Origin of the sequence: Oceaniglobus trochenteri, from assembly GCF_020529025.1 — a bacterium.
In the GTDB taxonomy this organism is placed as follows: domain Bacteria; phylum Pseudomonadota; class Alphaproteobacteria; order Rhodobacterales; family Rhodobacteraceae; genus Oceaniglobus; species Oceaniglobus trochenteri.
Genome location: NZ_JACNMM010000005.1, coordinates 202,176 through 226,970 on the forward strand (window position 1 = coordinate 202,176; position 24,795 = coordinate 226,970).

Here is a 24,795-nt window from a genome sequence, read left to right on the forward strand (position 1 = left end):
ACAGATGGCCGAAATTGCCGGGCAACTCCTTAAAATTGCCCACTTCCGTTGCTAAATCCTGAACCTTGAGCGGTTCGGGCAGGCGATATTTCCGCAATGCAACTGTTTCTGAACCATGCGCGCCAATCATTTGCGACGCTGCACAAGATACAACAGGACGACCGGGCCGAAGGGGGCCAGAGATGAGCAAGGCGAACACGAACAAGGGCGAAGACATCGCCATTGTCGGCATGGCGCTGACGGTTCCGGGGGCCGCATCGCCCGCCGCCTACTGGCAGAACCTGCGCAACGGCATCGAATCCATCCGCCACCTGTCGGAAGAGGAGTTGCTGGCCAACGGCGAATCCGCCGCCAACATCCAGCGCAAGAACTATGTGCTCGCCGCCGCCGTTCTGGAGGATTTCGACTGTTTCGATGCCGATTTCTTCGGCTTTTCCCCGAAAGAGGCGGCAATCCTAGACCCGCAGCACCGCAAGTTTCTGGAAACGGCCTGGGAAGCGATGGAAAGCGCCGGCCACACGCCCGAGTCGCTGAAGGGTCGGGTCGGGGTCTACGCCGGTTGCGGCATGGGCAGCTATTTCTATTTCAACATCTGCTCGAACCCCGATCTGGTGGACGACACCGGCATGTTCCTGCTGCGCCACACCGGCAACGACAAGGATTTCCTGTCGACCCGCGTGTCCCATATCTTTGACCTGAACGGGCCCAGCATCAACCTGCAGACCGCCTGCTCCACCTCGCTTGTCGCGGTGCATTATGCCTGCAAGGCGCTGAACGACGGCGAATGCGACATGGCGCTGGCCGGTGGCGTCACCATCGAGCTGCCCCACGCCCGGGGATACGAGTTCAAGGAAAACGAAATCCTGTCGCCCGACGGCCATTGCCATGCCTTCGACCACCGCGCCCAGGGCACCGTCTTTGGCAGCGGCGCTGGCACCGTGGCGCTGCGTCGCCTTTCGGACGCGCTGCGCGACGGCGATCATGTCTGGGCCGTCATCAAGGGCACCGCCGTGAACAACGACGGCGCCGCCAAGGCCGGATACCTTGCGCCCTCGGTCGATGGCCAGGCCGCCGCGATAGCCCAGGCCTTGCAGACCGCGCAGGTGAACCCCGAAACCATCGGCTATGTCGAATGCCACGGCACCGGCACCTACCTGGGCGACCCGATCGAGGTAACGGCTCTGACCGAGGCCTGGCGCCAGCACACCGCCAAGACCGGCTTTGCCCGCATCGGCAGCGTGAAGACGAATATCGGCCACCTCGACACCGCCGCCGGGGTGGCCGGGCTGATCAAGGCCACCCTTGGCCTGCACCACGCCGAGATTCCGCCCTCGCTGGGCTATGAAAAACCCAACCCCGCCATCGATTTCGACGCCTCGCCCTTCCGCGTGGCCGATCGCCTTCTGCCTTGGGAAAACACCACCGGTCCGCGCCGCGCGGCGATCAATGCCCTGGGGGTCGGCGGCACCAATGCCCATGCGATCATCGAAGAGGCGCCCGCCCGTGCCCCCTCGCAGGAACCCGATTTTCCCTTCCAGATCCTCACGCTCTCAGCCCGCTCCAGGGCCGCGCTTGACGAACAGTCGGCCAATCTTGCCGCCCACCTGCGCGCCAACCCCGATCAGGACCTGGCCGATATCGCCCATACCCTGAAAACCGGGCGCCGCGCCTTCGAAAAGCGCCGCACCCTGGTGGCCGAAACCCACGACGAGGCAATCGCACTGCTGGAATCGGGTGATCCGCGCCGGGTATTCACCCACGACAAGGTGGCCGATACCCCCGACATCGCCTTCATGTTTCCGGGCGGCGGCGCGCAATACCCAGACATGGCGCGCGATCTCTACGAAACCGAACCGGTCTTCGCCGAATGGATGGACCGGGGGCTGGATCACCTCCAGCCCCAGCTTGACTACGACATTCGCGCGCTTTGGCTGCCCGAACCCGAAGACCGCGACGCCGCGGCGAAAACCCTGCAAAAGCCCTCGGTTCAACTGCCGCTGATCATGATCGTCGAATATGCGCTGGCGCAGCTCTGGCTGTCGTGGGGCGTGAAGCCCAGGGCGATGATCGGCCATTCCATGGGCGAAAACACAGCCGCCTGCCTGGCCGGGGTGATGCGTTTCGAGGATTGCATTGACTTGGTGCTGCTGCGTGGCCGGCTGTTCGATACCGTCGCGCCGGGCGGCATGCTGTCGATTGCCCTGCCCCTGTCCGAGGTTGAACCGCTTCTGGACGATGACCTGGACATTGCCAGCGTGAATGGCCCCGCGCTGACCGCCGTGTCGGGGCCGCAGGCGGCGCTTGACCGGCTGGAAGGCGCGTTGAAGGCGCGCGAGGTGGAATGCCAGCGGATCGCCATCGACATTGCCGCCCATTCGCGGATGCTCGACCCGATCCTGCCGCGCTATCGCGAATTCCTCGCCGGTCTCGAACTTGCGCCGCCCTCAATGCCGGTGATCTCGAACCGCACGGGCCTGCCCCTGACCGGCGAACAGGCCACCGATCCCGATTACTGGGTCGGGCAGTTGCGCAATACCGTGCTGTTTGCCGATGGCATCGCGCATCTGGGCGAAAACCCCCGCCGCGTCTACCTTGAGGTCGGGCCGGGCAAGGCGCTGTCGTCGCTGGCCCAGATGTGCGCCAGCGTGACGCCCAATCAGGTGCTGTCTTCGCTGCGCCACCCCGATCAGGAGATGGCCGACGATGCCTATTTCCTGCAGGTCATCGGCCGCCTCTGGGCCACGGGGTACGAGGCCGACTGGCCCCAGATCTGGGGCGAGGCGCGGCGCAACCGCGTGGTTCTGCCCACCTATCCCTTCCAACGCGCGCGCTATTTCATCGAACCGGGAAAAACCATTGCCGCCGAACAGGTTGCACTGCCCAAACGGCATGACGACCTGTCGGAATGGGGGTGGAAACCGGTCTGGCGCCCGCGCCTGCCCGGACTTGACGAAGACGTTGAAGAGGCCATCGCAACCCCTTGCAACTGGATCGTTTTTCAGGATGCCATGGGCATTGCGGATGCATTGATTGCGCGGCTGCGCGGCGCGGGCCACCGGGTGGTGGCCGTCCGGTCGGGCGATACCTTCGCACGGCTTGACGGCGACGATTACACCCTGGCGCCCGAGCGTGGGCGCGAAGGCTATGACAGCCTGCTGGCCGATCTGGCTGCGCGCGATGCCCTGCCGGACCGCATCGCCCATGCCTGGCTTCTGACCGGGAAGGAAAGCTTCCGCCCCGGCAGCAGTTTCTTTGACCGCAACCAGGAACACGGCTTCTATTCGCTGCTGTTTCTCGCCCAGGCCCTGGCCGATCACGATCTGCCGCAGGTGCACCTGACCTGTCTCACCAATGGCGCGGCGCAGGTCGAAGACGATACGCTGCCCTATCCCGAAAAGGCGATGGTGTCTGGCCCGCTTGGCGTGATCCCCAAGGAACTGCCGGGCGTCACCTGCGCCTGGGTCGACATCGACACGCCCCGCCGCGCCGACCCCGCCGAACTGGCCGAACGCCTGTTGCAGGATCTGTTGTCGCCGCCCGAAAACACCACCGCCGCCTGGTGCGGCGACAGGCGTTTCGCCCTTGTCCCCCGGCCCGTGACGTTGCCCGCGCCCGAAACCGCGCCCTGGCGCGATGGGGCCACCTACCTGATCACCGGCGGCTTCGGCGGAATCGCCCTGACCCTGGCGCAGGATCTGATTGCGCGACACGGGGCCAATATCGTGCTGCTCAGCCGCAGCGCGATGCCCGAGCGCGACGATTGGGACAAGCACCTGCGCACCCACAGCCCCACCGACAAGACCGCCCGCGCCATCACCGCGCTGCGCCGCCTTGAAGAGGCGGGCGGGCAGGTCATGGTCTGCCAGGGCGATGTCTGCGACGTGGACCAGATGCGCCGCGCCATGGACGCGGCCACCGAACGTTTCGGCAGGATCGACGGTGTGATCCATGCCGCCGGCGCCATCGACGATGGCCCGCTTCTGTCGAAATCGCGTTTCGAGGTCGAATCCGTCTTTGCGCCCAAGATCAACGGCTTGCGGGTGATTGACACGCTGTTTGCGGATGGCGCGCTTGATCTGCTGGTCTTGTTCTCGTCCTCCTCGACCGCGATCCGCGCGGCCGGTCAGGTCGATTACGTCGCGGCGAACGAATACCTCAACGCCTTCGCCAAGTCGCGTCGCGGTGGGAAAACCCGCGTCGTTTCCATCAACTGGGGCGTCTGGGCCGACGTGGGGATGGCGGCCGAGGCGACGGCGCAAGACACCACTCCCCCCGAATTCACCGACACCGATCAGCCGCTCTTGCGTCGGGCGGGGTTCGACAGTGCGGGCAACCGCGTGTTCCTGTCCGATCTTTCCACCAGCCGCGATTGGGTGCTGGATGAACACCGCACCAAGGCGGGCGATGCCCTTCTGCCCGGCACCGGCTATATCGAGATCGCGGCAGAGGCCCTTGCCGCGCAAGAGGAAAGCCCCGCCTTCGAACTGCACGACCTGACCTTCTTCAGCGCCCTCGACGTGGGCGAGAAGGGCCGCGAACTGCTGGTGCGCATGGCGCCGGGCGACGATGGCACGACGCTGGAAATCCGCGGCGGCGTGACGGTCGATGGCCGGTTCGGCCACCAGTTGAACGCGCAGGCCACGCTTCTGCCGCTTCCGGGCGATGCCGGGCGCCTTGACCTGTCCGAGATCGCCGCGCGCTGCCCCCGCCAGGACGACAGCCGCCATTCCCCGCAAGAGGCGCAGCTTGCCTTTGGCCCCCGCTGGAACGTCATTGAAAAGATGGCTTTCGGCACGGACGAAGGGCTGGCGCACTTGGCGCTTCCCCAGGCCTTTTGCTCTGATCTGGCGGACGGGTGGAAGGTGCATCCCGGCCTGATGGATCTGGCCACGGGCTGGGCCATCGCGCTTGCGCCGGGCTATTCTTCGCAAAACCTCTGGGTGCCGCTGTCCTATGGCACGGTCCGGGTCTTTGCGCCGCTGCCCGCCGAGATTGTCAGCTGGATGCGCCTTGCCCCCGGCACACCGCAGGACGGCTATGCCAGTTTCGATGTCACCATCACCGACCGCGACGGCAACATCCTGATCGAAGTCTTTGATTTCGCCATGAAAGAGGTGCAATCCGGCGCCTTTGCCAAGGGCGGGCCGGTTCCCGCCTCCGAGGTGGTCTTTGCCGATGGCGATACGCGCCCCCGCTCGCCCGAGGAAGAGCGGCTGGCGCAGCTTGTCGCCCTTGGCATCCGCCCTGACGAGGGGCCCGAGGCGCTGCGCCGGGCGCTGGCCACGGGCCTGCCGCAGATCACGCTGACGCCCCTAGACCTGCCCGCCCTGATCGCCCGCGCCGATGAACCCCGCCGCGATGCCGGCGCCGAGGGCCAGACCTTCGAGCGACCGCAGCTTGACGGTGATTTCGTCGCCCCCCGCAACGCGATCGAGGAAACCCTGGCCGGATTCTGGCAGGGGCTTCTGGGCATCGCGCAGGTGGGGGTCGAGGACAGCTTCTTCGATCTTGGCGGGCACTCGCTGATCGCGGTGCGCCTCTTTGCCCAGATCAACAAGGCCTATGGCGTGCAATTCCCCATCTCGACCCTGTTCGAGGCGCCGACAATCGCCGCCTGCGCCGACCTGATCGCGGCGCGCGTCGGCCATGTGACCGGATCGGCGGGCGATGCCGGCAGCAGCGCCCCGGGCGGCCCCACCTTCGACCACCTCGTCGCCCTCCACCAGGGCAGCGGCGGGCCGAAATCCCCGATGTTCATCGTCGCCGGCATGTTCGGCAACGTGATGAACCTGCGCCACCTGGGTCTGTCGCTGGGCCAGGACAGGCCGGTTTACGGGCTTCAGGCGCGCGGCCTTGTGGGCGACGCCGAACCCCACCGCACCATCCCCGAGGCGGCAGCGGCCTATATCGCAGAGATGCGCCAGGTTCAGCCGCAGGGCCCCTATCTTCTGGGCGGGTTTTCCGGTGGCGGCATCACCGCCTATGAAATGGCCCAGCAGTTGCGCAACATGGGCGAGGCGGTGTCGGTCCTGGCCCTTCTCGACACGCCGCTGCCGGTGCGCCCCGCGCTCAGCCGCAAGGACAAGGCAATCATCAAGAGCCACGAAATCCGGCGCAAGGGCGTGAAATACCTTGGGGAATGGGCCAGGAACCGCATCGCATGGGAACTGGAAAAACGCCGCGCGCCCGAAGCCGCCGCCAGCGACAACGCCTTCGACAACGCCAAGATCGAGGCGGCCTTCCGCGGCGCGGTCGGATCCTATGACCTGCGCCCCTGGGATGGCCCGCTGACCCTGTTCCGACCGCCGCTTGACCGCCACTGGAAGGTGTCGGAAGGCAACTGGGTCAGTGCCGCGCGCGAATATGTCTTTGCCGACAACGACTGGACGGCCACCGCCCCGCAGATCGAGGTGATCGAGGTGCCGGGCGATCACGATTCCATGGTCCTTGTCCCCAACGTCGGCGTTCTGGCGGCCCGCCTGAAACAGGTGATCCGAACCGCCGAACGTGCGCGGCGCCAGGGCGCGCGCGCCACGGGCGCCCAACGCCCCCGCGCCGAAGCGGCCGAGTGACGATGCCCAGCCTGCTGACCGTCCTTCTGAACTTTCGCACCGCGCCGATGACCCTGCGCGCAGCCGAAGCCGCCCTTGCCGACATGAAGGCGACAGGGGGCGAATTGGTGATCGTCGACAACGATTCCGGCGATGGCAGCTTTGAAATGCTGCGGGATGCGGCCGATGCCCGGGGCTGGACGGACGGCGGGCGCGTGCGTGTCGTTCAGGCCGGGCGGAACGGCGGCTTTGGCGCGGGCAACAACCACGGCATCCGCGCGGGCCTGTCCGACGGCACCGCCCCCGATTACGTCTATATCCTGAACTCCGACGCCTTTCCCGATCCGGGCTGCATCAACACGTTGATGGCCTTTCTCGAACAGACGCCCGGCGCCGGTTTTGCGGGCAGCCATGTGCGCGGCGAGGATGACGTGACCCATTGCACCGCCTTCCGCTTCCCCTCGATCGCCGGAGAGTTCGAGGGCGCCGTGCGCACCGGTATCGTTTCGCGCCTTCTGAAACATGCCATTGTCGCCCTGCCCGTTCCACAAAGCGCGCAGCGCGTCGATTGGGTGGCGGGGGCCAGCCTGATGGTGCGGTGCAGCGCGCTGCATGACATCGGGCTGTTCGACGAAACCTTCTTTCTTTATTTCGAGGAAACCGACCTGGCCCGCCGCGCCGCCAATGCCGGATGGGAGACGTGGTACATTCCCGAAAGCCGGGTGGTGCATATCGGCTCGGTCTCGACCGGCATGAAGACCTGGCGGCGGATGCCGCGCTACTGGTTCGATTCCCGGCGCCATTACTTCGTCAAGAACCACGGCAGGCTTCGCTACGGCCTGGCCACCGCCGCGCTGATCTCGGGCGCCGCGCTGTGGCGGTTGCGCTGCGCGGTGCAGCGCCGCCCCCTGCGCGACCCCGATCATTTCCTGCGCGACCTGATCGCCCATACCTTCGGGCTTTTGCCCGAACCCATGCCCAAAACCGCCACCCCCCGCAGCGAGGACCGCACATGACGCATTTCAGCACAGTTCTGATCGGTGATGAATCCCTGTTGATCGGGTGTGGCGACATGCTTCTGGCGCGGGGTCATGCCATTGCCGCCGTCGTTTCGCGCGACCCCGCCATCACGTCCTGGGCCGAGGGCAAGGGCCTGCCCCTGCTGGCGCGGGCCGGTGACATCGACACCGCGTTCGACTGGCTGCTGTCCATCGCCAACCTGTCGGTGATCCCCGATGCGGTGCTGGCGAGGGCGGGCAAGGGCGCTGTCAACTTTCACGACGGCCCGCTGCCTCAGATGGCCGGGCTGAACACCCCCGCCTGGGCACGCATGCGCGGCCATTCAAGCCACGGCATCACCTGGCACGTCATCGAGGGCGGCATCGACGAAGGCGACATCCTGGAACAGCGCGCGTTTCCCATCGCGCCCGAGGATACGGCCTTTACCCTCAACTCCAAATGCTACGGCGCCGCGATGGACAGTTTCCCGGCCCTGATCGACCAGTTGGAAAGCGGGTTGAAACGTCAGCCGCAAGACCTGTCGCAGCGGCACTATTTTGCCCGCGACGACAGGCCCGAAAACGGCGGCTTCCTCGATTTCAGCCAACCGCAAGAGGTGCTGATCGCGCTGGTGCGGGGGCTGGATTTCAACGGCTACAAGAACCCGCTGACCTGCGCCAAGATCGCGGGGCCCGATCTACCGCTGCTGGTGGACGCAATCGAACCCGCCGAGGGCACAGGCAGCCCCGGCACCGTCCTGGCCAGCGGCGGCGACGGCGTGACCGTTGCCTGCGCCGATGGTGCCCTGCGCCTTTCGGGGCTGACCAACCCGCTGGGCCAGGCGGTTTCCGCGCGCTCCATGCCCGCTGTCGGGACGGTCATCGCACCGGGCGCGGTTGGCGACACCGGCGCGCTGGTGGCGGGCGAAGGATACTGGCGCGCGCGGCTGAAGACGGCGCAGCCTTTCCCGCTGCCCCTTGCCGCGCCGCTGGGCGCCACGCAGGATTGGCAAAGCCGCCCGCTGAACCTGCCCGTGCAGGACCGCACCGCCCTGATCGCCCTTCTGGCGCAATGGGCGCGGCTCTCCTCGGGCGAAGTCGCCGGTGACATCGGGTTTACCAGCGCGGCGCTTGTCGGCCATGTGCAGGCCGCGCCCGGCCTTGTGGCCACCACCGCCTTCCTGCGCATCCCCGAGGGCGATACCGCCGGGATCGAGGCGGCCATCGCACCGCAGCTTGAGAAGATCGCCCGCCACCCCGGTTTCCTGCGTGAATTGTTCACCCGCGACCCCGACATTTCGCTGGCCCGCCCCGGAATCGCGCTGTCGGAACAGGGCACCGTCTATGGCACCGCCATCACGGTCACGCTGGACGACACCACCCTGCACTACGATGCCAACCGGCTAGGCGCTGCCGCCATAGATCTTCTGATCGCCCGTCTTCTGCACCTCGCAGAGGGCGGCAGCGGCTTGCCCGAAAGCGAGCGCGACGCGTTGATCGAAAGCCGCAACGCCACGGCCACCGACCATGACCGAAGCCTGACGATTCACGCCGCGTTCGAGGCCCAGGTGGCCCGCACCCCCGATGCGCCCGCCCTGGTGTTCGAGGGCGAAACGCTGTCCTATCGCGCCCTGAACGCCGCCGCCAACCGCATGGCCCATGCCCTGCGCGACATGGGGGTGGCGCCGGGGGCCAATGTCGGGCTTTGCGTCAACCGCTCGCCCGACCTTCTGATCGGGGCGCTTGGTATCCTGAAGGCCGGGGGCGCCTATGTGCCGCTTGATCCGGCCTATCCGGCCGACCGCATCGCCCATTACGTCACCGACAGCCGCGCGGCGGTGATCGTCGCGCAACCCGGGCTGGTGGCCAGCCTGCCCGAAAGCGACGCGCAGGTGCTGGTCACCGACGATGCCCGCATCGCCGCCGCCCCCGACACCAACCCCGAGGGCGGTGCCGCTCCGGGCGATCTGGCCTATCTGATCTATACCTCCGGCTCGACCGGTCTGCCCAAGGGGGTGATGGTCGAACACCGCAATGTCGCCAACTTCTTCGTCGGGATGGATCAGCGGATCGACCACGAGGCAGGCGCCGTCTGGCTTGCGGTCACATCTCTCTCGTTCGACATCTCGGTGCTGGAGCTGTTCTGGACCCTGGCGCGCGGTTTCAAGCTGGTGCTGTCCAGCGATGAGAACCGCACCCTGATCGCCGGCGACACACCGGCGCGCAGCGACCGGCACATGGATTTCAACCTGTTCTATTGGGGCAACGACGATGGCGCGGGGCCGAAGAAATACGAACTGTTGCTTGAGGGTGCGAAGTTCGCTGATGCCCACGGGTTCAACGCCATCTGGACGCCCGAACGGCACTTTCATGCTTTCGGCGGCCCCTATCCCAACCCCTCGGTCACCGGAGCGGCAGTTGCGGCAGTGACGCAGAACCTCAGCGTGCGGGCCGGCAGTTGCGTCGCCCCGCTGCACCACCCCGCCCGCATTGCCGAGGAATGGGCGGTGATCGACAACCTGACCGCCGGGCGCGCGGGGCTGGCCATCGCCAGCGGCTGGCAGCCCGACGATTTCGTGCTGCGCCCCGAAAACACGCCCCCCGCCAACAAGCCCGCGATGTTCGAAGCCATCGACACCCTGCGCCGCCTGTGGCGCGGCGAAGCGGTTGAGTTTCCGACGAAGGACGGCACCCCCTTTGCGGTGGTCACACAGCCCCGGCCGGTATCGGCGGAACTGCCCGTCTGGGTGACGACCGCCGGCAACCCCGACACCTGGCGCGAGGCGGGCAGCATCGGCGCCAACGTGCTGACCCACCTTCTGGGCCAAAGCATCGAAGAGGTGGCGGGCAAGATCACGATCTATAACGACGCCCTGCGCGAAGCGGGCCACGATCCGGCGGATCACAAGGTCACGCTGATGCTGCACACCTATCTGGCGGACGACCGCGAAACGGCGCGCGAGGTGGCGCGCGAACCGATGAAGGCCTATCTGCGCAGCGCGGCGGGCCTGATCAAGCAATATGCCTGGGCCTTCCCGGCCTTCAAGCGGCCTGCAGGCGTGACCAACCCCTTCGAGGTTGACCTGGGCGGCCTGGCCGAGGACGAGATGGAGGCGATCCTGGATTTCGCCTTCCAGCGCTATTTCGAGGATTCGGGCCTCTTTGGCACTGTCGAGGATGCCGTGGCACGGGCCGAGCAGCTGAAGCGCATCGGCGTCGATGAAATCGCCTGCCTGATCGATTACGGCATTGCGCCCGAAGTGGTGATGGAGGGGCTGAAACCCCTGGCCGAGGCCCTGCGCCTGACCAACACCGCCACCGCCCCGGCCGAGGATGATTTCTCGATCGCCGCGCAGATCCGCCGCCACGGGGTGACGCATGTGCAATGCACCCCGTCGATGGCGCGGATGATCGCGCTGAACGACGACGCCCGCCAGTCTCTGGGCCGGATCAGGACACTGATGATCGGGGGCGAGGCTTTGCCGGGCGATCTTGTGAAATCCCTGCATGGCGCGACAAGGGCACGGATCCTGAACATGTACGGCCCGACAGAGACCACCATCTGGTCGACCGTGCAAAGCGTGGATGACGACCCCGACATTCAGCCCATCGGCACACCCATCGCCAATACCCAGGTCTATGTCCTTGATCCGCAAGGCAACCCGGCACCCACCGGAGTGGCAGGAGAACTGTTCATCGGCGGCGAGGGTGTGACGCGTGGCTATTGGCAGCGCGACGCCCTGACCGCCGAACGCTTCCCCGACAACCCGTTCCACGGCGGGCGGATGTATCGCACCGGCGATCTTGTGCGCTGGCGCGCCGATGGCACGCTCGATTTCCTGGGGCGCAGCGATCACCAGGTGAAGATCCGCGGCCACCGCATCGAACTGGGCGAGATCGAGGCGCGGCTGGCAGAACACCCCGCCGTGAAACAGGCGGTGGTGGTGGCCCGCGACATGGGCGGCGATACGCGGCTGGTGGCCTATGCCATCGCGCCGGGCTTCGATGAAGCCGCCATGCGCGCCCATCTGGCCGCCCTGCCCGACATCATGATCCCGGCGCATCTGGTCACGCTGGATCAATTCCCGCTGACGCCGAACAAGAAGGTCGACCGCAACGCCCTGCCCGACCCGAAACCGGCCCGCCCGCCCCGTGCCGCCAACCTGGGCGCGGCGCCCGACAACCCGGTGCAGGCCGCCATCGCCGCGGTCTGGTCGCGCATCCTGGGGGTGGGCGACATCCGCGCCGAGGACAACTTCTTCGCCCTCGGCGGGCATTCGCTGCTGGCGGTGCAGGCACATCGCGAAATCCGCGCCGCGCTGGACGACGTGGCGCTGTCGATCACCGACATCTTCCGCTTTCCCACGCTGGGCGGGCTGGCGGCGCATCTGACCAAGGGGCAGCCGGGCGGCGACGCTGCGCCCGAAAGGGTTGACGACAGCCCCGCACGGGCAGAAACCATGTCGCGGCGGCGCGCCATGCGCGCCGGCCGCGGAGCCAAGACAGGATGATTGCGATTTCCGACTTTTCCATCTCTGACGGCCCGATGTCGGGTGCCATGGTCGAACCCGCGGCGCGCGGCCTGTTTGCCGATGACATCGCCATTGCCCTGTGCGACCCGCGCGCGCCCATGGGCAACCTGCTGATGCCCGAACGCAGCGGGATGACCCGCATGGTGGCCAAGCGGCAGCTTGAATTCACCGCCGGGCGCATCGCGGCCCATCGTGCCATGGCCGCCCTTGGCCAACCCGCGCAGCCCGTGATGCCCGGCCCCGACCGCGCGCCGATCTGGCCCGCCGGTCTTGTGGGCAGCCTTTCGCATTGCGACAGCCTGTGCCTCTGCGCCATGGCCCATGCGCGCGATGTCCGCACCCTTGGCGTGGATGTCGAAGAGGACGAACCGCTCGACCCCGAGATGATCGACCTGATCTGCACCAGCCCTGAACGCAACTGGCTGGGCGCGCAGCCGGGTGCCGAACAGGGCCGCCTGGCCAAACTGATCTTCTCGGCCAAGGAAACCGCCTACAAGGCGCAATACCCCCTGTCGCGCGAGGTTCTGGATTTCCAGGCCATCGCCATTCTGCCCGATCTTGCCGGCGGGATCTTCGCCACCACCTTTACCCGCGCGGTCGGCCCCTTCGCCTCGGGCAGCCGGATGCAGGGGCGGTTCGCGCGCAGCCACGGCCTGATCCTGACCGGCCTGACCCTGCGGCACCCCGGGGGCGGCTGATGGGCGGGCCGTCGCGCCGGGCCGCCCTTGCGCTGCTGGCGGCGGCGGGCGGTGGCTTTGCCCTTGGCAGCCTGCACCGCCCCGCCCGCCTTCCCGGCCCGGTCGCGGTGGCCGCCGCCTATCAGACCCCCCTGCCCACACCCCGGCGCGGGCTGAACGTCTTTCATCTGGGCCACAGCCTGGTGGGCCGCGACATGCCCGCCATGCTGGCGCAACTGGCCGGTGAGGGGCATCGGTATCACAGTCAGTTGGGCCAGGGCACCGCGCTGCGCCAGCATTGGTATCCGGGCCTGCCGGTTCAGGGCTTTGCCAGCGAAAACGCCCATGACAGGTTTCGCCCCGCCCATGGCGCCATCGGTTCGGGCGATTACGACGCCGTGATCCTGACCGAGATGGTCGAGCTTCTGGATGCCCTGAAATACCACGAAAGCGGCCCCTACCTGACCCGCTGGGCCGATCTGGCGCGCGGCGCCAACCCCACCACCCGCGTCTATCTTTACGAAACCTGGCATGGGCTGGACGATTCGGGCGGGTTTCTGGCCCGGCTCGATGCCGATATCGAACGGCTGTGGGTGGGCGAGCTGCTGGCCCATGACCTGTCCACCGCGCCGCCCCGCCCGATCCATCTGATCCCGGCGGGGCAGGTTCTGGCCCGCGTGGTGCGCGCGATCGAATCCGACCCCCTTCCCGGCCTGGCCCGGCGCGAGGATCTCTTCGCCCTTGCCCCCGATGGCAGCCGCGATCCGATTCACCTGAACGATATCGGCGCCTACCTCGTGGCTGTCACCCATTTCGCAACGCTCTATCACCGCCCGCCCCTTGGCCTGCCGCACCGCCTTCTGCGCGCCGATGGCACGCCCGCCGATGCGCCCGGCGCGGCCGCCGCCGCCCTGATCCAAAGGCTGGCCTGGGAGGTGGTGCGCGCCGATCCGCGCACGGGCGTCCCCGCATGAGCCTGCTCTCGACCCTCTCGGCCGTCCTGATGGTGGGCCATTCGCTGATCGGCCCCGATCAACCCGGAATGCTGGAACAGCTGTTGCAGGCCGGTGGCGCCGACACCCGGGTCGAGGCGCAGATCATCAACGGCGCCCCCCTGAAATGGAACTGGGATCACTCGGCCGAGGCCGAAGGCGTGGATGCCCGCGCCGCCCTGCCCGGCGGCACCGACGCCCTGATCCTGACCGAGGCGATCCCGCTTGCCAACCATCTGCAGTGGAGCGACAGCACCGGTTACGCCGCGCGCTTTGCCGATCTTGCGCGCCAGGGAAACCCCGAAGTGCGGGTTTTCGTTCTGGAAACCTGGCATTCGCTGAACAGCGGCACCGGCGTGGATGTGCCCCACGACACCGGCGCCGCCACCCCCTGGCGCGACCGGATCGCCGATGACCTGCCGCTGTGGCAAGACCTGGCCGAGGCGGCGGGCGCCACCCTTGTTCCCGCCGGTCAGGCCATGGGGCAACTTTCGGACGCCATCGCTGCGGGCGAGGCGCCGGGGCTGGGCGATATCGGCGATCTGTTCGACGACGACATTCACCCCAACGACCTGGGCCATTACTTCGTGGCGCTGGTCAGCTATGCCATGCTCAGCGGGCAGGACCCGACGGGCTTGCCCCACCGGCTGCGCGGGCGCCATGACCGGGCGCTGGTTTCGGCCGATCCGGCACTGATCGCCCGGATGCAGGGCATCGCCACCGAAGTCGCGCGCAACGTCACGCCCGCACAAGAGGCCCGCAGGACGCCGCAACCCACCGCCCCCCCGCAGCCCGCGCCCCCAGCGCGGCAGGGCGACATGGCGGTGAACCTAGCCGCCATCACCGATTGGAGCGTGCAGCTGCCGTTCCTCGACCTGATGAAGACCGCCCGCCCCTGGATCGGTCACAGGCCGGGCCAATGGGGCGGGGTCGAAACCGCTGCCCTGCGCGACTCTGGTCTGCTGGACGAAAACGGCTGGCCCACCCGCCTGCCCCGCGATCTGGGCAGCATCGGCACCCTGATCCTGACCGACCTGCCCGAGGATGCGGCGGGGGCGGCCGGATCGTATCTTCTGCGTTTTCAGGGCAAGGGCATCGTCGAGGTGTCGGGCCGCGCCCGCAATCAGCGCTATGGCAAGAATGCCGTAACCTTCGATTTCACCCCCGGCCCCGGCCCGGTGGAAATTCGCATCCAGCGCACCGATCCTGCCGATCCGGTGCGCGCCATCACCGTTGTGCGGGCCGACCGGGTGGCCGATTTCGACGCCGGGGCGCTGTTCAACCCCGACTGGCTGGCGCTGCTGGATGGTTTCCGGGTGCTGCGGTTCATGGATTGGATGGCCACCAACAATTCCACCCAGGTGCACTGGCAGGATCGCCCCCGCCCCGGTGATTACACCTACGCGGAAAAGGGCGTGCCGGTCGAAGTACTGATCGCGCTGGCCAACCGGCTGAAGGCCGATCCCTGGTTCACCCTGCCCCACATGGCCGACGATGCCTATGTCCGCGCCTTTGGCGAAGCGGTGCGCGCGGGTCTGGCCCCCGACCGGCAGGTCATCGCGGAATATTCCAACGAGGTCTGGAATTGGCAATTCGACCAGGCGAAATGGGCCCGCGAACAGGCCGCCGCCCGCTGGTCCGAGCCTGACGCGGGCCACCAGTTCTACGGCATGCGCGCGGCGGAGGTGGCGAATATATGGTCCTCGATCCTGCCCGAGGACCGGCTGATCAACGTGATCGCGACCCAGACCGGCTGGCTGGGCCTGGAAGAGGCGATCCTGACTGCCCCGCTTTCGGTGGCCGAGGGGAACGCCCGGCCCGCCGACGCCTTCGATGCCTATGCCATCACCGGCTATTTCGGCGGCATCCTGGGCACCGAGGCGCGCGCGCCCCTGCTGCGCGGCTGGCTGGCAGAGGGTGAGGCCACCGCGCTTGCCGCGAAAGAGCTGCGCGATGGCAGCGTCACCGGCGATGCCACCGACACGCTGTCCGACCTGCTGAACCGGGTTCTGCCCCATCACAAGGCAGTGGCCGACAGATACGGGTTGCGCCTTGTCATGTATGAAGGCGGCACGCATCTGACCGGCATCGGCCCCATGGCGGATGACGCGGCGCTGAGCGATTTCTTCATCCGCTTCAATTATTCGCCCGAGATGGGCGCGCTGTACCGTGATCTGATCGCGGGATGGTATGCGCTGGGGGGCGAGATGTTCAACGTCTTCAACGATGTCTATGCCCCCACCAAATGGGGAAGCTGGGGCGCACGCCGCCATCTGGGCGATGACAACCCCCGCTGGCAGGCCATCGAGGCGGCGAGATGAGCCTTTCGGTCATCCTGCCCGCCCATGACGAGGCCGGGTATCTGGCCGCCTGCCTTTCGGCGCTTCTGCGGTCCGACGGGGTGGCGGGGCAGATCGTCGTGGTGGCCAACGGATGCCGTGACGATACCGCCACCGTGGCGCGCCGTTTCGCGCAAGAGGCCGCGCGCCGGGGCTGGACGCTGAACGTGATCGAAACGCCCGAGGGTGGCAAGCTGAACGCGATGAACCTGGGCGATGGCGCCGCCACGTGGGATCTGCGGCTTTATCTCGACGCCGATGTCATCGTTTCGCCCCCGCTGCTGGCACAGATCGTCGAAGCGCTGGGGCAGCCCGCGCCGCGCTATGCCACCGGATCGCCCCGCGTCAGCCGGGCGCAAAGCCCCGTCACCCGCGCCTATGCCCGGTTCTGGTCCGGCCTGCCCTTCGTCACCCATGGCGCGCCGGGCTTCGGGCTTTATGCCGTCAACGCCGCCGGGCGGGCGCGCTGGGGGGCCTTTCCCGACATCATCTCGGACGATACCTTCGTGCGGTTGCAGTTTGCCCCCGAAGAACGGCTACGCCTGCCCGCCACCTATGATTGGCCCATGGTCGAGGGGTTTGCCAACCTCGTGCGCGTGCGCCGCCGCCAGAACATCGGCGTGGAGGAGATTGCCCGCCATCACCCCGACCTTCTGGCCAATGACGATGCGCGCCATCTGGGCGCGGGCGGGGTGTTGCGGCGGCTGTTTCGCGATCCGGTGGCCTTCGCGGTCTATGCCGCGATCACGCTGGCGGTGAAATCACCGCTTTTTGCCAATGCCGGGCGCTGGGTGCGCGGGCGTTAGCCCACGGCGGCGCGGATGTGGCCGGCCAGCTTTGACGCCTCGACATCCACGTCGTGGCGCGCCAGCACCCTTTCGCGCCCCGCCGCCCCCATTTCGGCCATCTGCGCGACCGGCGTTTCGGACAGCGCGATCAGGGCATCGGCCAGCGCCTTCACATCGCCCGCCGGCACAAGCCAGCCGCAGTCGGGCGTGACCAGTTCGGGAATGCCCGCAACGAAGGTGGAAATCACCGGGCGGCCCGTGGCCATGGCCTCCATCAGGACCATGGGCAGGCCTTCGGCAAAGCTGGGCATGATGATGGCATGGGCATTCTCAAGCTCGGCGTTCACCCGGTCTTCGCCGACCCAGCCGGTCAGGGTGATGCGATCCTCGATCCCGACGGCACGGATGGCCTTTTCGATGGCCGGACGCATCTGGCCGTCGCCCACCAGCGTCAGGTGAATCTCGGGATGGCTTTCCTTCAGCCGCGCCATGGCATGCACCAGCGTCAACTGGCCCTTCTGTTCCACGAACCGCCCGATGGTGACAACGCGCAGGGGCGGCAGCGCCGGAAAGGGCGTGGCCTTGGGGAAGACATGGGGTTCGATTCCGCATTGCACCACCTTCACCCTGTCCCAGACATCGAACCCCGCCCAGCGGTAAAGCTGCGAGCGTCCGAATTCGCTGACTCCCACGGCAAAGGCCGAGCGACGGATCTTTTCGCCCAGCGACAGCGCCTCGGGGGTGTCGAATTCCTCGGGGCCGTGAACGGTGAAACTGTACTGCACCCCGCCCATGATCTGCGCCAGCATGGCGATTGCCGGGGCGTTGGTGCCGAAATGGCAATGGACATGCTGCACCCCCTCGTCCCGGCAGCGCCGGGCGACATGGGCCGCTTCGACCACATAGGCCAGGTGGCGCAGGCGTTTGCCCTGCGCGTTGCGCGACAGCTGCCGCGCCACGCGCAGGGCGCGCAGGGTGGAGCCCGGATGGCGCAGGGCAAGGCGCAGAAACCCCGCCAGAAGCCGCCCCGCCCCCTGTTTCAGAACGTATTCCGTGCGCTGGCGTTCGCCCTCGTTGGCGGGATCGACCAGTTCATCGTCAAACCGCCGCATGGCCAGACGCAGCACCTCGAACCCCGCCCGCTCAAGCGCATGAATCTCGCGCCGGATAAAGCTGTGCGAGGGTTGTGGATAGGTGTTCAGCACATATGCGATCTTCACGAGGGCAGTCCTTGCAGTGAAATTGGCGATCCCGGTACAGGTATACAGGACAACCGAAGATTGTGGTCATTTCTTGCTATCACACAGTGGTCGCTTCGCGGCGCAACTGTGGCATTTAACGGGAAAATCACGGGGAATAGTGCTGGCCACCGGCCCGGGTTGCCCCATAAACACAGGGGGCAAGGGGGACGGGCATGAAGCGATTGATGGCAGCGATGCAGGGCAACCGGCTGATGGCGCGCGCGATGCGCAGTTCATCCTGGATCCTGATCGGATATTCCGGCAGCCAGGGCATGCGCCTTGCGGCCAACCTTGTCCTGACCCGGCTGCTGTTCCCCGAGGCCTTCGGGATGATGGCGCTGGTCAGCGTCGTGACCGTGGGTCTTGCGATGTTTTCGGACGTTGGCATCAGCCCCTCGATTTCGCAATCGCGGCGGGGCGACGACCCCGATTTCCTGAACACCGCCTGGACGATCCAGGTGATCCGCGGTTTCGGCCTGTGGCTGGCGGCCTGTGTTCTGGCCTGGCCCGTCGCCATGTTCTATGGCGAACCCGACCTTGCGCTGTACCTGCCGCTGGCGGGGGTGTCCCTGGCCATTGCCGGGTTCAACCCCACCCGCATCGAAACGGCGCACCGCCACCTTCTGGTGGGGCGGCTGACGGTTCTTGACCTGGCCAGCCAGGCCATCGGCGTGCTGGCGATGATCGCGCTGGCCGCGGCGCTGCAATCGGTGATGGCGCTGGTGATCGGCGGCGTGGTGGGCGTTCTGGCGAAACTGGTGCTTACCCATTTCGGGCTGCCCGGCCTGCGCAACCGCTTCCGCTGGGAAAGGGCCGCGGCCAACGAGCTGATCAAGTTCGGCAAATGGATCTTCCTGTCCACCGCCTTCTGGTTTCTCAGCTCGCAGGGGGACAAGGCGATCCTGGGCAAGTTCCTGCCGCTGAACACCCTTGGCGTCTACAATATCGGCTATTTCCTGGCGGCCTTCCCCCTTGCCCTGGGCCAGGCGGTGACGGGAAAGGTGCTGATCCCCATCTATCGTGACACGCCGCCCAACGCCTCGCCCGAGAACGCCCGCAAGCTGCGCAAGATGCGCTATACGCTGGGGGTGCCGATCATGGTGCTTCTCACGGTGATGGCCTTCCTCGGCCCCGAGATCGTCGATCTGCTTTACGATGCGCGCTATGTCCACGCGGGGGCCATCCTGGTGCTGCTGGCGGCGGCGCAGATTCCGCAGGTGATCGGGCTGTCCTATGATCAGGCGGCGCTGGCGGCCGGGGATTCGCGACGCTTTTTCGTCTTTTCCTGTTCGCGTGCCGTGCTTCAGGTGGGGTTCATCCTGATCGGCGTGGCGATGTTCGGGCTGATCGGTGCGCTGGTCGGGCTGGGGCTCTCGACGCTGCTGACACATCCGGTCGCGATCTGGCTGGCGCGCCATCACCGGGTCTGGGATCCGGTGCATGACCTTGTGTTCTTCGGCTATGGCGCGGTGGTGGCGGCACTGTCGCTGTGGCTGCACTGGGGGCAAATCCTGGCGATGATCGCCGCGACCTGAGCGGTTTTTCTCAGGCGTTGTCGCCGGGGTTCAGGGCGCGGGTGCGCCGCCCCTCCTGCCAGTCGTGAAAGCGGTGGCGCAGGCGCGTGAGGGGCGAAACCCGGATCGGCTTTGCCTCGAGAAACGGGATCGAAACGACCGGCGTCAGCCCGGTTTCCCGCTTCATCTGCGCGGCGGTGCGCAGAACCGGCTTGCGCAGGTCCAGAAGGAAGGCCACGCCAAGTGCCGCCATCACCGAAGCCACCCCGCCCATCAGCGCCAGACGCTTCTTCGAGGTGGTATAGGGGTATTCGGGCAAGGGGGCCGCTTCCAGCACGGTCAGCTTTTCGGAATTGTTGCGCGCCTCAAGCCGCGCGCCCACCTCGGCCTCGGCCCGGCGGGTGCTGATCACGTCAAGCTGCCCCTGTAGCTGGCTGAGCTGCCGGGTATAGGCCGAAAGCTGGCGTTCGATCTCGGGGCTGGTTTCGATGCTGGCCGAAAGGTCGGCGACGCGCTGGCGCAGAAGATCGCGCTGTTCGTCAAGGCCGGCAAGCTGGGCCTCAAGCTCGGCTGTCTGGCGTTCGACCGTGGCGCGGCGGCCGTTCCTGTCGACCTGGTCCAACTCGCGTTGAACCGAGATGCGGTTGCGTTCGATGTCCAGAATCGCCTGGTTGATCGTCGAAATCTCGCCCCGCCGGAATTCCAGCGAACCGGGGATTGCCAGGTCATTGGCGGCGCGGAATTCGGCCATCTCGTCCTGCAATTCCGCGATCTCGCGGGTCAGCTGCTCTTCCTGGCGGGTGAAGAACTCCAACGTTGCCTCGGTCTGTTCGGCGCGGGAACTGGCGCTGAGCGCGATGGTGCGCTGCGAAAGCTCTTGCGCGACGGCCTGCGCCGCCTCGGCCGAGGGCATGTTGGCGGTGATCGTCAGAACCGAGATGGTGCCGTCATCGGCAAAGCCCTCGCGCACGGCGGCCACGCCATTGATCGAGACGGATTCGCGCAGGCGGTTCACCTTTTCGGTCAGGGTGATGCCGGGCAGGTCGCCGTAAAGATCGAACTTCTCGATCACGCCGATCAGGCTGCCGCGCGCCATGATCTGCTGTTCGATCAGTTGCAGGCGCCGCGCCGACGATCCGGCCACGGTCGAGGGCGCAAGATCGTTGGCGATCTTGGGGCGTTCGATCTGGATCACCTCGGCGCTGCGGTACATGTGTTGCTGGTTCGAGGCGAACATCAGCGACGCGATACAGCCCAGCAGCACAAGCCCGATGATCAGGCGCAGGTGGCGGCGCACCATGTCCAGGGCATCGTCCAGTGAATAAATCGGACCCATCGCAGTTCATCCCAAAGCATCAGCGGGCAGAAGATAACCCGCGCAAGGCGAGCAAACCAGATCAACGGGGCGAAACTGTGGCCCGTCTGGGGACAAATGGCCGTTATCGGGGTTATTTTGTCCGGGACGAGGGGCGCGCGCGGTTCAGGATCACCCCCAGCAGCGGCGCCTGCCCCGCCAGGATGCGTTCGCATTCGGCGATCTGGCGCGCGGTGGTCCGGGTGGCATCAGACACCAGAAGAACCCCGTCGACCTGCGGCAGGAAGGCGCCCAGATCGTCGTGGGCCAGGATTGCCGGCATGTCGTAAAGCACAACGTCAGGCACCAGCGCGGTCTGCATCGCCTCAAGCACCCGGGCGGTGCGCCGGTCGTGCAGAATGTCGGCGCTGTCCTGGAACGGCAGGGTGTTCAGCCCCAGGGCAAGTGTATCGGAAAGGCGCACAAGGTGCTGCGACATGGCCACCCGGCCCGACAGGAAATGGCGGATCTCGCCCACCCCGTGCACATCCAGCGCATCGGCCACGCCCGGGTTGTGCTGGTTCAGATCGACAAGGATGCTGCGGCTTCCCGGCACCCGCGACAGCGACATCGCCAGATTGACGGCGGTAAACGTCACCCCGCAGCCCGGAGTCGGCGCGGCGATGGCGATGCGCGACCAGCCGTTCTGGCGCAGGGTATGCATCAGCCGCGTGCGCAGCAGGTCGATGGCGCGCGACACCTCGCTTTCGCGGTAATGGTTCGCCAGGGGCGCGCCGCCCAGTTCATACTTGCGCGCGCGCGGCTGGATCACCCGCAGCCCGACCCAGGTTTCACTGGTGCGCGGATGATCGACGGCCGTGCCACCGGCGAACAGCCCCTCACCCTCGCGGTCGCGCGGCGGGGTGAAAACCGAGGTTTCGGCGCGCGCGACCACTTCGTTCAGGCGTTGCGCCCAACCGCTGTCACGTTTCAGCCGCGCCCTTGGTTTGCGCGATTGGTTCATATGGCGCCCACCTGCATGATCGTCCCAGTCTTCGGGGTCGAACAGGCCATCCAACGGATCGGGCGGGTTTGACACTTTGTTCATCGCTTGACCATTCTGCGTCTGGGCCAATGCCCTGCCACGCCCCGAAAGACGCCAGAGCACCGGATCAGGGCCGACACTCGCGGATCAAAGCGGCAGCCGTAAGGCAGCCACACGGCGACTATCTGGCCAAGCCCGGCCCTGCCCCGTCAATAACCGGTTCGCCGCAGCATAACACCGACCGTGCGCATCATCACGCCCAGATCGCAGGGCAGCGACATCTTGGCGTGATATTGCGCGTCGATCTCGGCCCGGAAGGAAAAGTGGTTCTCGTTGCGCGCCGACACCTGCCAATATCCTGTGATGCCGGGGCGCATGGCGAAATAGGCATAGGGATCGCCGTAAAGCGGCAGCTGTTCGGGCATCATCGGGCGCGGGCCGACCAGGCTCATGTCGCCCACCAGCACGTTCCAGAACTGCGGCAGTTCATCCAGCGAGGTGGTGCGCAGGAAGGCCCCGACACGGGTGATGCGTGGATCGTGCTTCAGCTTCTGGGTTTCGGCCCATTCGCGGGCCATGGCCGGATCGGCATCCAGGTATCGCTGAAGGCAGGCATCGGCATCACGCACCATGGTGCGCAGCTTCAGGATCGAGAAACGCCGCCCGCCCACGCCCAGCCTGTCCTGCCGGTAGAAGGGCGATCCGCCCTCGATCGCCAGCGCCAGAGCACAGATCGCGACCACCACAAGGGTCAGCGGCGCCGACAGCAGCACCAGGATGATATCGAGAAGCCGCTTGCCCAAGGCGCGGTATTGCAACGATCCGGGAAGCTTGCCCCCCGGCGTGACCGGGTTGTGCCGTGCCGAAAAGGCCAGGCCGGGCGAGAAGACCGAAACGATGGTGCCGCTGTCGGTTTTCGGGCTGGTCGCCCCCGACAGGCCCATCGCGCGACCCTCATAAACCTCATTTCTCACCCCGGGCTCCTCCTGAAAGGATGCAGCACATCACGTTGGCAGCGCGGTGCAATCGTATTTTTCCAACCAGGGGCCCATGGCCCCGGAAGACTTGGCGAATGTGGTGCCGGCCACGGGAAAGACCCGGACCGGCACCCTGAAATGGCACCCCACGCACCGACTTCAATGGATAAAGCGCATTTTGAGCCGAACTTTAGAAAATTCGTCCAAAACAGACCGTTTCCACCTCCGACGTCGCGTTTCGTTTAACAATCGAACTCGTGAACAACCATTTCATCCTTGCAAGCAACAAACATTCATGATTGCGCCTTCCGGATCTAGTAACGTCGAGCATCTGAAGAAGTTTCGTTCTTCCCATGCCTGACCTAACGTCAGCTATCACCTTCGATTGACGTTTAGGTAAACCATTTTCACGGGCAAGTTCGAGTGGTTTGACGATTGTGACGCTACGGCATCGCATACGAATGCCATCATTTGGGCATGACTCTGCGCATCCTCGCAGATCATATGTGCACAAACGATCAGAGAGGCCGGAATTTCAGGCGACAGGCCGAATTTTCCCCCGGCCCGGCGAATCGCCCGGGATGAAATCTGCCTAGCGATTCGCCATGAAACGGGTCAGCCGCTCCAGCCCCTCGACGATATCCGCTGTCGCGCGGGCATAGGAAAACCGCAGCGTGCGTGCCCCCCGCCCCGGATCAAAATCAAGGCCCGGTGTCACGGCCACCCCGGCCTTGTCCAGGATCTCGGCGGCGAAGGCCAGGCTGTCATCGGTCAGGTCCGACACGTCCGCATAGACGTAAAAGGCGCCATCGGGCGGCGCGAAGGTGGTAAACCCGGCCGCGGGCAATCCGTCGATCAGCAACTGGCGGTTGGTGGCATAGACGCCAAGGTTGGCCTGCAACTCGTCATCGCAATCCAGCGCCGCCAGGGCCGCGATCTGGCTGGCATGGGGCGGGCAGATGAACATGTTCTGGGCCAGCCGCTCGATCATGCGCACGTGATCGTCCGGAACCACCATCCAGCCGATCCGCCAGCCGGTCATCGAGAAATACTTCGAGAAGGAGTTGATCACATAGACATCGTCGCTGATTTCCAGGGCCGACACCGGCCGCTTGTCGTAATTCACGCCATGATAGATCTCGTCCGAAACGAAGGCCGCACCACGCGCCCCGGTCGCGGCGATCAGCGCCGCGAGGTCGGGCTTGTCCAGCATGGTCCCCGAGGGGTTGGCGGGCGAGGCGACGATCAGGCCCGCGATGTCATCGGGCAGGTTATCGGGGGTGGGCTGGAACCGCGCTTCGGGGGTGGTGTCGATGCCCACCGGCTCAAGGCTCAGCGCGCGCAGGATCTGGCGGTAGGACGGATAGCCGGGGTTGCCCAGGGCCACCCGATCGCCGGCATCGAACAACCCGCTGAAGGCCAGCAGAAAGCCCGCCGACGACCCCGAGGTCACGATGACCCGCTCGGGGTTCAGCTCGACACCGTACCAATCGCGATAGAGCCGCGCGATCCGCGCCCGCAACTCGGGCAGACCCAGCGCCACGGTGTATCCCAGCGATCCGGTCTCCATCGCGGCGGCCAGCGCGGCCCTTGCGCCGGCGGGGGCCGGGGTGCCGGGCTGGCCCACCTCCATGTGGATGATGTGGCGGCCCGCCGCCTCGGCGGCGCGGGCGTGCTCCATAACGTCCATCACGATGAAGGGGGCCACCTGCCCCCGCTTGCTCTGTTTCATGTGCCGTCCCCCGGTTTTGGCCTTCGTCGCCCGGCAGGACACCGCCGTCAATGCCCGCCCGCGGACAAACCCGCGTGAGCCCCCTTGCCACCACGCCCCGCTGTGCGATGCTGAC

13 protein-coding genes are annotated in these 24,795 nt (G+C 66.5%); 8 read left to right on the forward strand and 5 right to left on the reverse strand.

Annotated features, from left to right (window positions below; all coding sequences use genetic code 11):
* Positions 1-182 precede the first annotated feature (182 nt).
* The 7 genes from H7828_RS10400 to H7828_RS10430 are packed head-to-tail and all read left to right on the forward strand — an operon-like array spanning position 183 to position 16,895.
* Positions 183-6,572 carry a type I polyketide synthase gene (locus H7828_RS10400; protein ID WP_226780958.1) on the forward strand — a complete coding sequence of 2,130 codons (6,390 nt, stop codon included), beginning with the start codon at positions 183-185 and terminating at the stop codon, positions 6,570-6,572.
* A 2-nt stretch (positions 6,573-6,574) separates the two neighbouring features.
* Positions 6,575-7,567, forward strand: a complete 993-nt coding sequence (locus H7828_RS10405; protein ID WP_245398667.1) for a glycosyltransferase family 2 protein — start codon at positions 6,575-6,577, stop codon at positions 7,565-7,567.
* The gene (locus H7828_RS10410; RefSeq protein WP_226780960.1) at positions 7,564-12,060 is read left to right on the forward strand and encodes a MupA/Atu3671 family FMN-dependent luciferase-like monooxygenase; all 4,497 of its coding nucleotides are present in this window, start codon (positions 7,564-7,566) and stop codon (positions 12,058-12,060) included. The genes H7828_RS10405 and H7828_RS10410 overlap by 4 nt, the downstream gene beginning before the upstream one ends.
* Complete coding sequence (locus tag H7828_RS10415) at positions 12,057-12,779, forward strand: 4'-phosphopantetheinyl transferase family protein (RefSeq protein ID WP_226780961.1); 723 nt, start codon at positions 12,057-12,059, stop codon at positions 12,777-12,779. The genes H7828_RS10410 and H7828_RS10415 overlap by 4 nt, the downstream gene beginning before the upstream one ends.
* On the forward strand, positions 12,779-13,732 hold the full coding sequence (locus H7828_RS10420; RefSeq protein ID WP_226780962.1) for a hypothetical protein: 954 nt from the start codon (positions 12,779-12,781) through the stop codon (positions 13,730-13,732). Before H7828_RS10415 ends, H7828_RS10420 begins: the two co-directional genes overlap by 1 nt.
* Positions 13,729-16,071: an SGNH/GDSL hydrolase family protein gene (locus H7828_RS10425; RefSeq protein ID WP_226780963.1), complete on the forward strand. Its 2,343-nt coding sequence runs from the start codon at positions 13,729-13,731 to the stop codon at positions 16,069-16,071. Before H7828_RS10420 ends, H7828_RS10425 begins: the two co-directional genes overlap by 4 nt.
* On the forward strand, positions 16,068-16,895 hold the full coding sequence (locus H7828_RS10430) for a glycosyltransferase family 2 protein (protein ID WP_226780964.1): 828 nt from the start codon (positions 16,068-16,070) through the stop codon (positions 16,893-16,895). The genes H7828_RS10425 and H7828_RS10430 overlap by 4 nt, the downstream gene beginning before the upstream one ends.
* Here the strand turns inward: H7828_RS10430 and H7828_RS10435 are convergent.
* Positions 16,892-18,097, reverse strand: a complete 1,206-nt coding sequence (locus H7828_RS10435) for a glycosyltransferase (RefSeq protein ID WP_226780965.1) — start codon at positions 18,095-18,097, stop codon at positions 16,892-16,894. The two genes, H7828_RS10430 and H7828_RS10435, sit on opposite strands and share 4 nt — an antisense overlap.
* A gap of 194 nt (positions 18,098-18,291) precedes the next feature.
* Between H7828_RS10435 and H7828_RS10440 the strand changes: the two genes are divergently transcribed.
* Positions 18,292-19,653: an oligosaccharide flippase family protein gene (locus H7828_RS10440; protein WP_226780966.1), complete on the forward strand. Its 1,362-nt coding sequence runs from the start codon at positions 18,292-18,294 to the stop codon at positions 19,651-19,653.
* A 10-nt stretch (positions 19,654-19,663) separates the two neighbouring features.
* Here the strand turns inward: H7828_RS10440 and H7828_RS10445 are convergent, their stop codons facing one another.
* From H7828_RS10445 to H7828_RS10460, 4 genes are all read right to left on the reverse strand, one after another.
* Entirely contained in the window at positions 19,664-20,968 is a 1,305-nt protein-coding gene (locus tag H7828_RS10445; protein WP_226780967.1) for a GumC domain-containing protein, read from the reverse strand.
* A 112-nt stretch (positions 20,969-21,080) separates the two neighbouring features.
* Positions 21,081-22,034, reverse strand: a complete 954-nt coding sequence (locus H7828_RS10450) for a CpsD/CapB family tyrosine-protein kinase (protein ID WP_226780968.1) — start codon at positions 22,032-22,034, stop codon at positions 21,081-21,083.
* 146 nt (positions 22,035-22,180) lie between these two features.
* Entirely contained in the window at positions 22,181-22,945 is a 765-nt protein-coding gene (locus H7828_RS10455) for a sugar transferase (RefSeq protein WP_226780969.1), read from the reverse strand.
* Positions 22,946-23,540: 595 nt separating this feature from the next.
* Positions 23,541-24,680 carry a pyridoxal phosphate-dependent aminotransferase gene (locus H7828_RS10460; protein ID WP_226780970.1) on the reverse strand — a complete coding sequence of 380 codons (1,140 nt, stop codon included), beginning with the start codon at positions 24,678-24,680 and terminating at the stop codon, positions 23,541-23,543.
* Between the last annotated feature and the right edge of the window lie 115 nt (positions 24,681-24,795).

Coding starts and splice junctions, on each gene's coding strand:
- H7828_RS10400 (WP_226780958.1), top strand. CDS start 183: ATGAGCAAGGCGAACACGAACAAGGGCGAAGACATCGCCATTGTCGGC.
- H7828_RS10405 (WP_245398667.1), top strand. CDS start 6,575: ATGCCCAGCCTGCTGACCGTCCTTCTGAACTTTCGCACCGCGCCGATG.
- H7828_RS10410 (WP_226780960.1), top strand. CDS start 7,564: ATGACGCATTTCAGCACAGTTCTGATCGGTGATGAATCCCTGTTGATC.
- H7828_RS10415 (WP_226780961.1), top strand. CDS start 12,057: ATGATTGCGATTTCCGACTTTTCCATCTCTGACGGCCCGATGTCGGGT.
- H7828_RS10420 (WP_226780962.1), top strand. CDS start 12,779: ATGGGCGGGCCGTCGCGCCGGGCCGCCCTTGCGCTGCTGGCGGCGGCG.
- H7828_RS10425 (WP_226780963.1), top strand. CDS start 13,729: ATGAGCCTGCTCTCGACCCTCTCGGCCGTCCTGATGGTGGGCCATTCG.
- H7828_RS10430 (WP_226780964.1), top strand. CDS start 16,068: ATGAGCCTTTCGGTCATCCTGCCCGCCCATGACGAGGCCGGGTATCTG.
- H7828_RS10440 (WP_226780966.1), top strand. CDS start 18,292: ATGAAGCGATTGATGGCAGCGATGCAGGGCAACCGGCTGATGGCGCGC.
- H7828_RS10445 (WP_226780967.1), bottom strand. CDS start 20,968: ATGGGTCCGATTTATTCACTGGACGATGCCCTGGACATGGTGCGCCGC.
- H7828_RS10450 (WP_226780968.1), bottom strand. CDS start 22,034: ATGAACAAAGTGTCAAACCCGCCCGATCCGTTGGATGGCCTGTTCGAC.
- H7828_RS10460 (WP_226780970.1), bottom strand. CDS start 24,680: ATGAAACAGAGCAAGCGGGGGCAGGTGGCCCCCTTCATCGTGATGGAC.